Source organism: Aeromonas sp. S41-2 (assembly GCF_027705845.1).
Lineage (GTDB): Bacteria > Pseudomonadota > Gammaproteobacteria > Enterobacterales > Aeromonadaceae > Aeromonas > Aeromonas hydrophila.
Genome location: NZ_JAPDCG010000007.1, coordinates 74,859 through 89,607 on the forward strand (window position 1 = coordinate 74,859; position 14,749 = coordinate 89,607).

The window sequence follows — 14,749 nt, forward strand, 5'->3', positions numbered from 1 at the left end:
GTAGGGTTAGAGGTATTATGCCGCTGTCACATGGTCGAAAAGCCGGGGGTCACCCCCCGGCACCACTACTGCGACCTTAGTCGCCCAGCGTAGCAACCATCACTGCCTTGATGGTGTGCATCCGGTTTTCGGCCTCGTCGAACACGATGCTGTGCTCGGATTCGAACACGTCCTCGGTCACTTCCAGGCCTTTCATGCCATATTTGTCAGCCACTTCCTTGCCCATGGTGGTCTCATCGTTGTGGAACGCCGGCAGGCAGTGCATGAACTTCACATCCGGGTTCTTGGTGGCGTTGATGACATCCATGTTGACCTGATACGGGGTCATCAGTTTGACGCGCTGATCCCAGGCTTCTTTCGCTTCACCCATGGAAACCCAGACGTCGGTGTAGAGGAAGTCGGTACCCAGCACACCCTCTTTGACGTCTTCGGTCAGGGTGATGCGTGCGCCGGTCTCTTCGGCGATCAGACGGCACTTGGCAACCAGCTCCTCTTCCGGCCAGAAGGCTTTCGGAGCGACCAGACGGATGTCCATGCCCATTTTGGCGGCACCGACCATCAGGGAGTTGCCCATGTTGTTGCGGGCATCACCCAGGTAGGCGAACTTGATTTGATCCAGACGTTTGCCCTTGCCGTGCTCCAGCATGGTCATGAAGTCGGCCAGGATCTGGGTCGGGTGGAATTCGTTGGTCAGGCCGTTCCAGACCGGTACGCCGGCGTAGGCACCCAGCTCTTCCACGATCTCCTGACCGTAGCCACGGTATTCGATGCCGTCATACATGCGACCCAGTACCCGGGCGGTGTCCTTCATGGACTCCTTGTGACCGATCTGGGAACCGCTTGGGCCGAGGTAGGAGACTTGCGCCCCCTGGTCGAAGGCCGCCACTTCAAACGCACAGCGGGTGCGGGTGGAGGTCTTCTCGAAAATCAGGGCAATGTTTTTGCCGGTCAGGTGTTTACGCTCATAGCCACCGTATTTGGCTTTCTTCAGGTCGATGGCCAGATCGATCATGTATTGGATTTCGCGCGGGGTGAAGTCCAGCAGTTTCAGGAAGTTACGGTTACGCAGATTAAAAGCCATGATGAGTTCTCTCTATATTTGTTCAGACCAATTTAGGCAGTAGTGTTGACTACGCATTCTTCAGTACAGATTTGTAACTACGCATTCACGGTACGGGTGGCGACGATATTGGTACCGGCTTCGCCCTTGAGGATGGCCAGGCCATCTTCCAGCGAACCGATGCCGACCATGCCGCCGGTCGCTTTGACAAATTCACAGGAGGCTTCGACTTTCGGCCCCATGGAGCCGGCATCGAACTTGACCCCGGCCAGCTCATCCGGGCTGGTGATCCGCAGCGGACGCTGGGTCGGTTTGCCCCAGTCCAGATAGACGGCATCGGCATCGGTCAGGATCAGCAGGGCGTCGGCCTTGATCTGCTTGGCCAGGTAGGCGGCAGACATGTCCTTGTCGATGACGGCTTCGATGCCGGTCAGGCTTTGGCCATCCCAGGTCACCGGGATGCCACCACCACCGGTACAGATGATGAGGTGACCCTGAGCGATCAGGGTTTCGATGGCGTCGCCTTCCACGATGCGCTGGGGCAGCGGGGACGGCACCACACGACGGAAGAACTTGCCGTCAGCCTTGACCACCCAGTGCTTCTCTTCTGCCAGGGTGCGGGCTTCAGCCTCTTCGTAGACGGGGCCGATAAATTTGGTCGGATTGGCAAACGCCGGATCCTTGGGATCGACCTGCACCTGGGTCAGCAGCGCGGTGACGTTGCGGCTCGGCATCAGGTTCTTCAGCTCCTGGATCAGCATGTAGCCGATCATGCCCTGAGACTCGGCGCCCAGCACATCCAGCGGATAGGGGGATACCTTGGTATAGGCGCTGTTTTGCAGGGCCAGCAGACCGACTTGCGGGCCGTTGCCATGCACCAGCACCACGTTGTACTCCTGAGCGATCAGGGCAATGGTCTTGGCGGCGGTGGCGATGTTTTTGCGCTGGATGTCAGCTTCGAGCGGCTCGCCACGACGGAGCAGAGCATTGCCACCCAGGGCGACGACGACAGTTGGTTTTTTCATGAGTGTTACTCTCGAGTCTTGGTATCTGTGGCGCCGGCCTCTTGCCGGCGCCACGCCGTCTTGTTAGATGCCGTCGCGTTCCATCGGGCAGCTCATGCAGCGGGCGCCGCCGCGACCACGTCCCAGCTCTTCACCCGGGATGGGCAGCACTGTAATGCCTGCCTTGTCGTACTTCTCGTTGGTGTAGGTATTGCGCTCGTAACCCACCACCACGCCGGGGCGCACGGTCAGCACGTTGTTGGCATCGTTCCACTGCTCGCGCTCAGCCTCGAAGGTGTCACCACCTGTGGTGATGAGCTTGAGCTGATCGACACCCAGTGCCTTCTCGATGGCGGTGACGAAGTAACCCTCTTCCTTGATGTTCATGCCGGTGGCGCCGCCCGGAGTCAGGCTCCAGCAGTTCACATCCTTGCGGATGACTTCCGGATAAACAGAGAAGGTGTCTATGTCCATGTGGGTCATGACGGTATCGAGGTGCATGCAGCTGCGGTGTTTCGGCAGTTGCATGGCGATGACCTGTTTGGCCTGGCCGTGCTTGAACAGGCCGCGCGCCAGGTGTTCGACCCCTTGCGGCGTGGTGCGCTCGGACATGCCGATGAGCACTGAACCGCGGCCGATGACCAGCACGTCGCCCCCCTCGATGGTGGAGTTGTCGTAGTCGCGATCTTCATCACCGAAGTACTTGATGAAGTCCTGACCGGCAAACTGCGGGTGCCAGCGGTAGATGGCCTTCACATGATTGGTCTCGCGACGGCGGGCGGCCTTGGCCATGGGGTTGATGGAAACGCCACCATAGACCCAGCAGGAGGTGTCACGGGTAAAGAGGTGGTTGGGCAGCGGCTCGATGATGAAGTCGGTCGGGGCGTGCATGCCGACGACCATGTTGACGCCGCTGTAAGGCATCTCGGAGTAGGTCAGGCCGCCGGAGAGAATGCGGGCCAGTTCACGGTGCGGCATGTCTGCCAGGAAGCAGCGCACGTCGTTGGCAAAGGAGGTGCCGAGGCGATAGTCGGAGACCTGATGTTGCAGCAGCCAGGTTTTGGCTTCCGGCACGTCCAGGGTTTCGGCCAGCAGATTGGTCAGCAGGAAAACTTCGACATTCTGATCGCGCAGTACCTGAGCGAATTTGTCGTGCTCCTGACCGGCACGTTCAACCGACAGGACGTCATCAAACAGCAGATCCTGGCAGTTGGAAGGAGTCAGACGCTTCAGACTGAGGTTGGGGCGGTGCAACATGACACGGCGCAATTGGCCAACTTCAGAACCTACATAAAATTTGCTCATGATTATATTCCGTCTAGCAGTGGTCCCTGCGAGTGATTGAATAGATTCCTTCTATTCATGCTCGTGGCTAAGGCGGGATATTCTTTATGTAGGGTAATCGGCTTGTGTTCTATCCTGCCCTTGCCTTTCGAGACCGAGGTTAGACCTGCGAATCACACCAAACTTAGACATTGATCACATTCACTTATAACTGAATAAAATCACGGTTTATTCTTTGATAGGGATAACAGAACTGACAATTCCCCATTCATCACCTTCGTTTAAATACGCACTTTTCATCGTGAATTTTTCATATTTCTTCTTGTTTCATTCATCCGCCATATCTACTAAGGGATATATATAAAAACAAAAAACCTTCAATTTCATAGAGATAAAAACAAAATCAACATTCATTGAATTTAATATGCAAAAAATTGAATTTTATGAGATTTCAAAGCGGTGATACGGGGAAATAAATAGTCATTGCCTGCCTGCTCACTGAATAATCTGTTTGTTGTCCCAGATCATGGCATCTCGCCCAACCCGCTCGCGCAGGCCCGCTGCGGCGCACCTGCCGGCTCACCATTTATATGGATATGCACCCAGCCCGCATCTTGGTCGCTCATTTTTCAGGACGCCTGCCATCGGCTCTTTTCAAACTTTTTTCATTAGTTGAATTTATTTCAGCACCTTGCGTCACCAACCACCTCGGCTTAACTCAGAAAGTGATCAGGATCACACCCGTTTTATCACCAAGGAGCTAACCATGAAGATCAAGTCACTGCTGTTGTTTGCAAGCCTGCTGCTGCCCATGACCCCAGCACTGGTCAGTGCAGAAGGGGCGCCGGCCATGCCGCTGGTGGTATGCCAGGTCGATAAGGCTCCCCAGATGCTGCTGCCGGCCTATGTCTGTCAGTGGTATGGCGGCAGCCAGCACTACTGAGAGTGAGAGCCCAAGAGGAGGCCACCTCCTCTTGGCTTGTCATGGCCCAACCCCCTCCTATACTCAATGCAGCTGTTTTTCATAGGGATAGGAGACGGTCATGATCCTGCTGGTCGGTGGCGAAAAAGGGGGGAGCGGCAAGAGTTGCCTGGCCCAGAATCTGGCGGTTTACCTCAGGACCCAGTTTCATGGCGAGGTGTTGCTGGTCGATTGCGATCCACAGCGCACCACCTCGGACTGGATCCAGGAGCGCAATGACAATCCGGACCTGCCCCAGATAAATTGTGTTCAACTCTACGGCAACATCCGCAACGACCTGCTCAGCCTGAAAAACCGCTATGACTATCTCATCGTCGATTGCGGCGGCCAGGACAACCGGGCATTGCGTTCTACCATGGCAGTTGCCACCCACGCCCTGATCCCGCTGCGCCCCAAGCGCCGCGACCTCAAGACCTTGCCGCACATGGAAGACCTCATCACCACCTGCAAGATGGTCAACCCCAGCCTGCGGGCAGCCGTGGTGCTGACCCAGTGCCCTGCCCTGCCCAACCAGGTGAAACGGATCCTAGAGGCCAAGGAGGTGTGCTCTTCCTTCGGTGTCGACGTACTCAGCTCCATTACCTATGGCCGCAATGTCTACGATGACAGCGAGGAGAAGGGGTTGTCGGTGATGGAAATAGAACCGGATGGCAAATCGGCCGAAGAGATCCGGGCCATCGCCAAGGAGTTTCTGGAGCTGGGGGTGTGAGATGGGCCTTGCCGACCTGAAGAAGAAACACAATCTGCATCATCAGAAGAAGTTCACCATTGACGAGTTCATCGAAGATGCTGACTTCTACGCCAAGGGCAAACCCAAGGTTGTCAGCCTGGAGCTGAATCTGCATCGGGAGGAAGCCCTCACTGCACTCGCCTTCATCGAAAACGGTGAACACCTGAAACCCAGCTACAAAAAAGCGACCTTTTCCCTGAGTACCACGGCCATCGACGAGCTTGGCAGCCTGACCCAGCAGGATGGCATGAACAAATCCCTGTTGCTGCGTCTGTTTACCCATTATTTCTCCTCCTTGAGCCCGGAAGAGCGCCAAACCATCTATGAACGGCTCCAGGAACACAACTGACACGACAATCATGACACTGATTATCGCCCCCAGTTCCCCGCGCTCTGCTCCCCTTATCCTTTTCTGAACCCCGGTTAAACAGCTTGTGAGACATTCGCCATTCACCTCGTGAGCAAAGCGCCGAAAAAGCTCTCGCGATAGTCGGAAGATAGGATCAAGAAACCTGAACATAAATAAATCAACCCACTGATTTAAAATGAAATATATCGAAACAAGTTTCCTTCGTAACGAGATACGTAAAAACGTTTTTTAATCTACCGTTGTCGTGCCCCGTGAAATCCTTATAGTTACTCCTGCACGGACGCAATGAAGTCGGTCAGGAAGACTGGCTGCCAGGGTTGGGCAAATGGACTCACCACAGGATGTGGTAAAGGACACCTCCCAGGACGGAGAAAGTGCGACGGGAACGGATGACTCGTCAGGCCATGATGGCTAAAGGACACCCCAAAGGATTGGGAAGGGGAAACCTAAAGGAAGAGGTATAGTCAGGGATTGCAGGGAGCAACTTCGTTCAAGGACATGAGCGATAAGACTATCGGGGGCGACGCAAGTCGCCCCCATCTTTTTTGGCCATTTTCTTCGGCGGCCAGCCTCCCGTATCTACTCGAGCCGGAAGTGGCCCACGATCTCCCGTAACCTGTCGTAGGTCTGCTGCATCGCGGCTGAGCTGGCTACCGTCTCCTCCCCGTTGTGAGTCAGCTGCCGGATCACCTCGGCAATCGCACTCATGTTGCGATTGATCTCTTCAGCTACCGCACTCTGCTGTTCCGCCGCCGTGGCAATGTGGCTGATAAGATCGTTGATCTCCACCACCTCTCCTGCCATCAGATCCAGCGATTCATTGACCCGGGTGGTGTTCTCGGCGGCGCCCTGGCAACTCTGCTTGGTGTTGCTCATGGCATCCACCACCGTCTGGGTACCCCGCTGCAGACTGGCCAGCATGGTCTGGATCTCCGCCGTGCTCTGCTGGGTGCGAGCGGCAAGGGAGCGCACCTCGTCGGCCACCACCGCAAAACCACGCCCCTGTTCGCCAGCGCGGGCCGCCTCGATGGCGGCGTTGAGGGCCAGCAGGTTGGTCTGCTCGGCTATGCTGCCGATAACCCCCAACACGGAGCCAATCTGCTGCACATCCTGCTGCATCGCCTCGATGGAGCGGGCAGTGGCCTCCACCTCGTCCACCAGCGCCATCACGCTGGCCATAGCCTGATCCACCACCTGACGGGACTGGCTCGCCAGCTGCTGGCTCTGGCCGGTCAGCTGGGCTGTGCTGGCCGCACTCTCAGAGACGGAGACGGCGGTGCGACTCATCTCGTTGATGGCGGTCACCACCTGTTCGGTTTCCCGCACATGATCTGCCAGCAGGGACTGGGCGGCCCCGGTCTGGCTGGCCAGCCCCTCGATACCGCTGTTGAGCTGGCCGCTGGCCTGCCGTACCTCGTTCATCATCTCCTGCAGCCGCTCGATAAAGCGGTTGATGCCGGCCGAAATCTGGCCCAGATCATCGGTACTGGTTACCGCCAGCCGACGGGTCAGGTCGCCGCTGCCACGGGAGAGCTCCAGCACCAGATCCCGCAGCGAAAGGATGGGACGGTAGGCGAGATTGAGCGCCAGTATGGCGAGCACCATCACCACCACCGCCACCCCGAGCAACGCCATGATGATCTGGCCGTTGAGCGCCTGGGTCATGGTGCGGATGTAGTCGAGATCGATGTAGCCGGTCAGCGTCCAGCTGCTGCCACGGATATCCAGCGGATTGGGACGAGCCTCGTTCTCTCCCCGCGGTTTGCTGCTGTAGAGCACATTGCCCTGGCCATCGGCCAGCGAGAAGTAACGCCCCTCGCCGCTCACCTTCTCCAGCAGGTTCTTGAACTCGCTCATGTCGAGGTAATAAAGGTAGGCAGAGTCGGCCCCTCGCGGCACCAGAATGGAGATGACGGGCTTGCCATCCACCTGCTGCAGCGGGCTGACGGTGATCTGGTTGTTGGCGGCGGGGATCAGTTTGCGCAGCGCATCGACCTTGGCCGTATCGTTGATGACCCCGCTCACGTCGAACGCCATGTCGCCGATCACCTTGACGATATTGTGAAAGCCGGTCTCTTCCAGCGTCTTCTTGACGTTGGTCACCCCGAAGTTGAGGTTGGCCGCCAGCAGGATTTTCTGATTGATGTCGCTGGCCAGCTTCTCTTTGACCAGGGTGATCTGCTCGTTGATGTTCTGGGTGGCCTGGGTGCGGATGTAGGCGCTGATGAAGTGATTGACGCTGAACCAGGCAGTGCCGATGGTGACCAGAATGGCCAGCAGCAGCAAGACGTAAATCTTGACCTTGAATGGCATGGGATCCCTCCAGAAGAGAGGGCTGGCACTGCCAACCCTCTCTGCCAATCGTTATTTCTTCTTGGCGTACTTCATGGAGTCCAGCGCCACCGCCAGAATGATGATGCCGCCCTTGATGATGAACTGCCAGTAAGGGCTGACCCCGATATAGGTCAAACCATAGTTGATCAATGTAAAGATGAGTACCCCGGTGATCACCCCGGCGACCGTGCCCACCCCGCCGGCAAACGACACCCCGCCCACCACGCAGGCGGCGATGGCATCGAGTTCATACATGAAGCCGAGGTTGTTGGTGGCACTGCCGATCCGGCCCGCTTCCAGCATGCCGCCGAAGGCGTAGAACACCCCAGCCAGCGCATAGATCATCACCAGGTTGACCGCCACGTTGACGCCGGAGACCTTGGCGGCTTCCGGGTTGCCGCCGATGGCGAAGATGTTCTTGCCAAAGCGGGTCTTGTTCCACAGTACCCAGACGAACACGCTGGCGATGGCGGCGTAGAAGGTCAGATAGGATAGCTTGAAGCCGCCCAGCTTGATGAACCCCTGCGCGAAGCTGGAGAAACGGGGGTCAAAACCGGCTACCGGCGAGGCGCCCACCGAGTCAAAGTAGAGGGAGTTGATGCCGTAGACGATGATCATGGTCCCCAGGGTGGTAATGAACGGGGTGACGTTCAGATAAGCCACGATGAGACCGTTGACCAGACCAATCAGGGCCCCCACCACGCACACCAGCAGGATCACCGCCGGAATGGGCACCTCGCCCAGGCTGGGAAACACCTTGTTGACGTTGGTCAGCGCCTGCAGCATGGTCGCCGCGATGAGCGCCGCCAGGCCAACCTGACGACCGGCCGACAGATCCGTCCCCTGGGTGATGATGATGCCAGCCACCCCCAGCGCTATGATGACCCGTACCGAAGACTGGGTCAGGATGTTGCTGAAGTTGGTGAGACTCAGGAAGGAGGGTTCCTTGATCACGATGATCATGAGCAGCACCAGCAGCACCACGTAGATGCCGTTCTCCTTGAGCGCCCGCATCAGATTGAAATTTTTAGCCGACTCCATAAATGTCTTCCTGTCTCTAGAGGTACAGAGATGCCAGGCGCAGTATCTCGCTCTGGTCAGTTTCTTTGGTATTGACGATCCCGGCGACCCGGCCATTGCTCATGACCATGATGCGATCCGTGATGCCGAGCAGTTCGGGCATTTCCGACGAGATGATGATGATGCCCTTGTCTTTCTTCGCCAGCTCCAGGATGAGCTGATAAATCTCGAACTTGGCCCCCACGTCGATGCCGCGAGTCGGTTCATCCAGCATCAGGATCTCCGGCTGGGTCAGCAGCCAGCGGCCGATGATCACCTTCTGCTGGTTGCCCCCCGAGAGGGAGCCGATCTGGGTCTGCTGGGTCGGTGTCTTGACCCGCATGGAGTCGATGACCCACTGGGTATCGCTCTTCATCTTGTTGTCGCTGAGCAGCCCCATGGAACCCTTGTAGTTGTCCATGTTGGCGATCAGGGAGTTGAAGGCGATGTCGAGGCGCGAATAGATGCCAGTGGAGCGCCGCTCCTCGGTCACCAGTGCAAAGCCGTTGCGGATCGCCTCGTGAGCATTGTGGTTCGCCACCGGCTGACCGTGCAGCTTGATGACCCCTTCACTGCGATCGCGGATGCCGAACAGGGTCTCGACGATGTCGGTGCGCTTGGCCCCCACCAGTCCGGCGATGCCGAGGATCTCCCCCTTGTGCAGGTTGAAGGTGATGTCCTGAATGGAGGGCTGGTTCTTCGCCGTCAGATGCTCGACTTCGAGGATCACCTCTTTCGGCTGGTTGGTCTTCTCCGGGAAGCGCTGGGTCAACTCACGGCCGACCATCATGCCGATGATCTGATCCATGGTCATGCCCTTGAGCGGCTGGGTCGCCACCCACTGGCCATCCCGCAATATGGTGATCTCGTCACACAGCTGGAAGATCTCTTCCATCTTGTGGGAGATGTAGACGATGCCGCAGCCCTTCTCCTTGAGCTTGTTGATGATCTTGAAGAGATGGCTCACCTCTTTCTCGGTCAGCGAGGAGGTGGGCTCGTCCATGATGACGATCTTGGCGTCATAGGAGAACGCCTTGGCGATCTCGATCATCTGCATCTGGGAGACGGAGAGGGTACCGACCTTGACCCTTGGGTCGATGTCGATGTCCAGCTCGTCGAAGATATGCTTGGTGTCCTGATACATCTTGCCGTGGTCGACGAACAGCCCCTTGGTGGGATAGCGGCCGAGCCACATGTTGTCCATCACCGAGCGCTGCAGCACCAGGTTCAACTCCTGATGCACCATGGAGACGCCATTCTCCAGCGCCTCTTTGGAGGAGGTGAAGTTGATCTCCTGCCCCTTGAAGAAGATCTTGCCCTGATCCTTCTCGTAAATGCCGAACAGGCACTTGAGCAACGTGGATTTTCCTGCCCCGTTCTCGCCCATCAACGCATGCACAGAATGAGGACGGACCCGTAAATTGACATTATCGAGTGCCTTGACGCCGGGAAAGCTTTTACTGACGTCAATCATCTCCAACAGCCATTCTGATTGTTGCTGTGTTGTCATATCAGCCATCACATCTGGTTGAAACTGAGGGCAAGGGGAGACCCCTTGCCCGGGAGGAGGGAATTATTCGAATTTGGACAGGTTGTCAGCATCGACACCAACGTAGGGAACGCGCACAACCTTGTTGACGATGTTCCACTTGGTGCCTTCACCGGCCGCTTTGCCTTCCGCCAGGTTCTTGGTCAGCTCGTAGGTTGCCTTGGCCTGGTTGGCGGCATCGTTCAGCACGGTACCGGCCATGGCACCGCTCTTGACCAGTGCCAGCGCTTCCGGCAGGGCATCAACCCCGAATACCGGGATGGCGGTCTTGCCCTGGGCCTTCAGCGACTCGACGGCACCCATCGCCATGCCATCGTTGTTGGCGATGACCACTTCGATCTTGTTGGCGTTGGGGCCGGAGATCCAAGCGTCCATCTTGTCCTTGGCCATGGCGGTATCCCACATACCGGTATCCATGTGCAGCTGCTCGGTCTTGATGCCGCCGTCGTTCAGCGTCTTGATGACGTAGGTGGTACGGGCTTCGGCGTCGGGGTGACCCGGCTCCCCTTTCAGCAGCACGAACTGGATGACGCCATCCTTGTTCAGATCCCAGGCCGGGTTGGCTTTCCAGTGCTTGGCGATCAGCTGACCCTGGATGATGCCTGACTCCTTGGAGTCGGTACCCACGTAGTAAGCCTTGTCATAGCTGGCGAGATCGGCAGCGCTCGGCTCCTTATTGTAGAACACCACGGGCACGTCCTCGCCACGGGCCTTCTCGATCACGACCGGGGCCGCCGCCGGGTCAACCAGGTTGATGGCCAGCGCCTTCACGCCTTTGGCCAGCAGTACGTCGACCTGATCGTTCTGCTTGGACTGGTCATTCTGGGAGTCATTCATCAGCAGCTCCACCCCCGGGTTGGCCGCCGCTTCCTTCTCGATTGCCTTGCGCACTACCGCCATGAAGTTGTCGTCGTATTTGTAGACGGTCACCCCGATGCGGGTTTCGGCATGAGCGGTGGCTCCAGCCATCAGGCTCATCAGTACGGCGGCAATGGTCGTGATCTTTTTCATTGTTATGCTCCGATCTCTCTATCTGTTTTTGTAGGGAATGCTGTACACCAAGTGAACTGGCGCCAGCCTAATGTAATCAGTTTGTTGTATGACAATCTGTGATCATGACAACAAAATGAAAACGTTTACACTCTGTTACATAGCAACAAATCAATTAAAAATCATGCAGTTACATTTGATCGCTGAGGATAAAGCCCTGAACGAGGCTCTTTCTTGTTAAGCAATCGCTCAGATTCAGCGTAGAACACAGTTCCAATAGTAGCCGCCCGGCTGCAACCAATATTCCGGCCGCACGCTCTGGCTCCAGGAGTCATCGCCCCCAATCCCCATATGAAAGCCATCGAGACAGAGATGCAGCCCTCCCTCGGCCACCAGATCGGTCTGGTGGCGGGCCTGTACCAGCTGCTGCTGACTGAAGCGGCTCAAGCTGAAATGGAACAGCCCCTCGACCTCGACAGTACCCAGCTGCAGCTGGCGGGTGTCACAGCGCAGCCCGTTGTCGGTCGGGAACACATACGCGGTGTGCAGCGCATCGAGCGACGACTGCCAACGACCGAGGTCGGCAGCCAGCAGGCGATCCGGATAGTTCTCATGCGGGCCGCGCCCCAGCCAGCTCACTTCCTCCCCTGCCGCCAGCACCTCGTCGGTCAGCCAGAGCCGGGCGCCGATGCGCGGCAGAGAGGGCATCTCGGCCGCCACCTGCACCTCGATGGCGAGGCGCATGGCGCCATCCTGATCGAACTCGTGGCGCCAGCGGGTCAGCAGCTTGAGCGCCTCGCCGACGAAGTAGCCGTGACACACCGTCACAACCCCTTGGTCAGGGCTCACTACCATATCGAGGCAGCGATGCTGCAACTCATTGAGCCCGGCCTCCTGCCAGCGAGCGATCCAGGCGTTGGGATCGGCGTGGTCCGCCTCGCTGGTACCGATGTCGTTGTCGAGCGGTGCCCGATAGAAGTGATCGGCGATGGCCTCTTTCAGTTGCTCGCGGCCCAGCTTGCACCAGCTTTGGATGCGGCCGCTGGCCTTGTCCAGCCGCCACTCGCTGGCGGCCGCCCGGATCTGCCAGCCATCCGCCAGCTCGATAAAGGTAGCCGGCGTGCGGGTGGCGGGCAGTGCCAGCGGCGCAGGCAACATGCATTGCTGGCGCGCCACCTCGTGACCGGCCGCAGACCAGGGCGTGGTGGCAGGCTGCACGATGGCGAGATCCAGCCAAGCGAGCGCTCCCGGCGCAAAGGCCGGCAACCGCTCCAGCAGAGTCAGCGTCACGCTTCCCTGCGGTGCCAGGGTGAGTGGGCATTCACCCTGGCCCACCACTACGCCGTCTTCGCACAACCGCCACTGCAACCGCTCGTTGTCCGTATCGCGAAACAGGTATTCGCTGCGGATCTCGACCGTCAGCGGTTGCCGCTCGAGCAGCCTCAACCCGAACGGCTGCTGGGCACGTTTTGCCTCAAACAGGGCAGGATGGGGGGTACGATCGGGGAACACCAGGCCGTTACAGCAGAACTGGCGATCATTCGGGGTATCGCCGAAATCACCGCCATAGGCCCAGAAATGGCGGCCGTCATCGGTCAGCTTGTCCAGTCCCTGATCGACCCAATCCCAGACGAAACCACCCTGCAGCCGCGGATGATCGCGAAATGCCTGCCAGTAGTGGGCATAGCCCCCCAGGCTGTTGCCCATGGCGTGGGCGTATTCGCACAGGATCAGCGGACGGGTTTCTCCTGGCAGGCCGATCCACTTGGCCAGCGCCCACTTGGGCACCGCCGGGAAAGGCTGATCCTGATGGGTGCGGGCATACATGGGGCAGATGATGTCGGTGGCCGGCGTATCGGCTCCACCCCCTTCGTATTGCACCGGACGGCTCGGATCCGCCCGCTTGACCCAGCCATACATGGCATCGTGGGCCGGGCCGTAACCCGACTCGTTGCCAAGGGACCAGATGATGATGCTGGGGTGATTGAAGTCGCGGGCCACCATGCGGGTCACCCGCTCCAAGAAGGCGTTGCTCCAGGCGGGATCCCGCGCCAGCCGCCCCATGGGGGTCATGCCGTGGGTCTCCAGGTTCGCCTCGTCCACCACGTAGAGGCCAAGCCGGTCGCACAGCCGATAAAGCTCGGGGTGATTGGGATAGTGAGAACAGCGCACCGCGTTGAAGTTGTGCCACTTCATCAACAGCAGATCCTGCTCGATGGCGGCGGGGGTCACCACATGGCCGTTGGCCGCATCGTGTTCGTGACGGTTGGCGCCGCGAATGAGCAGCGGCTGGCCGTTGACCCGCAGCAGGCCGCCACGGATCTCCACCGCCCGAAAGCCCACGTCATAGGCTTCGCTCTCGATGGGTTCCCCCTGCTCGTCCAGCAGGGTCAGGGTGAGGCGATAGATGTGGGGGGTCTCGGCGCTCCACTTGCGCGGGGCCGCCACCTCGAGCCAGCACTCGGCGCGATCGTCATACGCCCCTTTCTCGTCAATGGCTTGCGTGCCGATCGGCTGGCGCAGGGTCGCCACCCGCTCACCGCCGTCATAGAGATTGGCCGCCACCGACAGACCAGCCCCATTGGCTGCCTGCAACGCAATTTTGAGACGACCATCCCGATAGCAGGCGTCCAGCTCTGGGGTGACCCGAATATCCATCAGATGACGGACCGGTTTGTGCAGCAGGCTGACGGAGCGGAAGATGCCGCTCATGCGCCACATGTCCTGATCTTCCAGATAGGAGCCGTCGGACCAGCGCAGCACCAGCACTGCTAGCCGGTTGTCACCGCCGCAGAGGAAAGAGGTCAGGTCAAACTCGGCAGGCAGCCGGCTGTCCTGGGAGTAACCGACCCAGCGACCGTTGCAGAAGAGGTGAAAGGCGCTGTCCACCCCATCGAAGATGATCCGGGTCTGACCGCTGGCGAGCCAGTCGGCCGGCACGCTGAACTTGCGGGAGTAGCAACCGGTGGGATTCTCGGCCGGCACCCGCGGTGGATCGCACGGGAAGGGATATTTGATGTTGGTGTAGATGGGCACATCTGTCGCAGGCCGCAACCCTGGGTAGGCCGCATCCAGCTGCCAGTTGCCCGGCACCTTGATGGAGCAGGCATCCGGCAGATCCTTGACCAGCCAGTGCTCCGGCACCAGCTCGGGCGCCGCGAAGAAGGAGAAACGCCACTCCCCGTCCAGCAGGGTGCGCGATGGCGAGGCGAGATCATCTCGCGCTGCGGCTTCGCTGCGCCAGCTGAACAAGGGGGTATGGGCAGACAGCCGATTCACTGCGGTAATCGCCTGGGTCTGCCAGTCCTGACGGGCCACTATCTCCCTGAGCATTCTTCTCTCTCCCTGCATGAACGCCGAAAACGTATGCAGTGTAGGGGAGTTTTG

At 58.7% G+C, this 14,749-nt stretch carries 11 protein-coding genes; 3 read left to right on the forward strand and 8 right to left on the reverse strand.

What is annotated here, in order from left to right; translation table 11 throughout:
• Positions 1-76: 76 nt before the first annotated feature.
• From argF to arcA, 3 genes are all read right to left on the reverse strand, one after another.
• Entirely contained in the window at positions 77-1,081 is a 1,005-nt protein-coding gene (argF, locus tag OKC44_RS16465) for an ornithine carbamoyltransferase (protein ID WP_017409770.1), read from the reverse strand.
• Between the two features lie 77 nt (positions 1,082-1,158).
• Positions 1,159-2,085: a carbamate kinase gene (gene arcC, locus OKC44_RS16470; protein ID WP_011707754.1), complete on the reverse strand. Its 927-nt coding sequence runs from the start codon at positions 2,083-2,085 to the stop codon at positions 1,159-1,161.
• A gap of 63 nt (positions 2,086-2,148) precedes the next feature.
• Positions 2,149-3,369, reverse strand: coding sequence for an arginine deiminase (gene arcA / locus OKC44_RS16475; RefSeq protein WP_011707755.1), 1,221 nt, complete (start codon positions 3,367-3,369; stop codon positions 2,149-2,151).
• 745 nt (positions 3,370-4,114) lie between these two features.
• On the opposite strand from arcA, the gene OKC44_RS16480 reads away from it, so the two are divergent.
• From OKC44_RS16480 to OKC44_RS16490, 3 genes are all read left to right on the forward strand, one after another.
• Entirely contained in the window at positions 4,115-4,291 is a 177-nt protein-coding gene (locus OKC44_RS16480; protein WP_175393763.1) for a hypothetical protein, read from the forward strand.
• A 100-nt stretch (positions 4,292-4,391) separates the two neighbouring features.
• Positions 4,392-5,039: an AAA family ATPase gene (locus tag OKC44_RS16485; RefSeq protein WP_270814149.1), complete on the forward strand. Its 648-nt coding sequence runs from the start codon at positions 4,392-4,394 to the stop codon at positions 5,037-5,039.
• A gap of 1 nt (position 5,040) precedes the next feature.
• Positions 5,041-5,409 (forward strand): CopG family transcriptional regulator, encoded by a 369-nt coding sequence (locus OKC44_RS16490; protein ID WP_011707758.1) that lies wholly within the window; start codon positions 5,041-5,043, stop codon positions 5,407-5,409.
• Between the two features lie 600 nt (positions 5,410-6,009).
• On the opposite strand, the gene OKC44_RS16495 is transcribed toward OKC44_RS16490, so the two are convergent.
• The 5 genes from OKC44_RS16495 to OKC44_RS16515 all read right to left on the reverse strand — a co-directional run bounded on the left by OKC44_RS16495 (position 6,010) and on the right by OKC44_RS16515 (position 14,695).
• The gene (locus OKC44_RS16495) at positions 6,010-7,743 is read right to left on the reverse strand and encodes a methyl-accepting chemotaxis protein (RefSeq protein ID WP_270814151.1); all 1,734 of its coding nucleotides are present in this window, start codon (positions 7,741-7,743) and stop codon (positions 6,010-6,012) included.
• A 51-nt stretch (positions 7,744-7,794) separates the two neighbouring features.
• Positions 7,795-8,805, reverse strand: a complete 1,011-nt coding sequence (mglC, locus tag OKC44_RS16500; RefSeq protein WP_011707760.1) for a galactose/methyl galactoside ABC transporter permease MglC — start codon at positions 8,803-8,805, stop codon at positions 7,795-7,797.
• Positions 8,806-8,821: 16 nt separating this feature from the next.
• The gene (gene mglA, locus OKC44_RS16505) at positions 8,822-10,342 is read right to left on the reverse strand and encodes a galactose/methyl galactoside ABC transporter ATP-binding protein MglA (RefSeq protein ID WP_029302302.1); all 1,521 of its coding nucleotides are present in this window, start codon (positions 10,340-10,342) and stop codon (positions 8,822-8,824) included.
• Positions 10,343-10,396: 54 nt separating this feature from the next.
• The gene (mglB, locus tag OKC44_RS16510; RefSeq protein WP_011707762.1) at positions 10,397-11,383 is read right to left on the reverse strand and encodes a galactose/glucose ABC transporter substrate-binding protein MglB; all 987 of its coding nucleotides are present in this window, start codon (positions 11,381-11,383) and stop codon (positions 10,397-10,399) included.
• Between the two features lie 234 nt (positions 11,384-11,617).
• On the reverse strand, positions 11,618-14,695 hold the full coding sequence (locus OKC44_RS16515; RefSeq protein ID WP_270814153.1) for a beta-galactosidase: 3,078 nt from the start codon (positions 14,693-14,695) through the stop codon (positions 11,618-11,620).
• Between the last annotated feature and the right edge of the window lie 54 nt (positions 14,696-14,749).

What these genes read in the sequence shown, in the direction of transcription:
- argF (WP_017409770.1), bottom strand. Translation starts at nt 1,081, where the DNA reads ATGGCTTTTAATCTGCGTAACCGTAACTTCCTGAAACTGCTGGACTTC.
- arcC (WP_011707754.1), bottom strand. Translation starts at nt 2,085, where the DNA reads ATGAAAAAACCAACTGTCGTCGTCGCCCTGGGTGGCAATGCTCTGCTC.
- arcA (WP_011707755.1), bottom strand. Translation starts at nt 3,369, where the DNA reads ATGAGCAAATTTTATGTAGGTTCTGAAGTTGGCCAATTGCGCCGTGTC.
- OKC44_RS16480 (WP_175393763.1), top strand. Translation starts at nt 4,115, where the DNA reads ATGAAGATCAAGTCACTGCTGTTGTTTGCAAGCCTGCTGCTGCCCATG.
- OKC44_RS16485 (WP_270814149.1), top strand. Translation starts at nt 4,392, where the DNA reads ATGATCCTGCTGGTCGGTGGCGAAAAAGGGGGGAGCGGCAAGAGTTGC.
- OKC44_RS16490 (WP_011707758.1), top strand. Translation starts at nt 5,041, where the DNA reads ATGGGCCTTGCCGACCTGAAGAAGAAACACAATCTGCATCATCAGAAG.
- OKC44_RS16495 (WP_270814151.1), bottom strand. Translation starts at nt 7,743, where the DNA reads ATGCCATTCAAGGTCAAGATTTACGTCTTGCTGCTGCTGGCCATTCTG.
- mglC (WP_011707760.1), bottom strand. Translation starts at nt 8,805, where the DNA reads ATGGAGTCGGCTAAAAATTTCAATCTGATGCGGGCGCTCAAGGAGAAC.
- mglA (WP_029302302.1), bottom strand. Translation starts at nt 10,342, where the DNA reads ATGGCTGATATGACAACACAGCAACAATCAGAATGGCTGTTGGAGATG.
- mglB (WP_011707762.1), bottom strand. Translation starts at nt 11,383, where the DNA reads ATGAAAAAGATCACGACCATTGCCGCCGTACTGATGAGCCTGATGGCT.
- OKC44_RS16515 (WP_270814153.1), bottom strand. Translation starts at nt 14,695, where the DNA reads ATGCTCAGGGAGATAGTGGCCCGTCAGGACTGGCAGACCCAGGCGATT.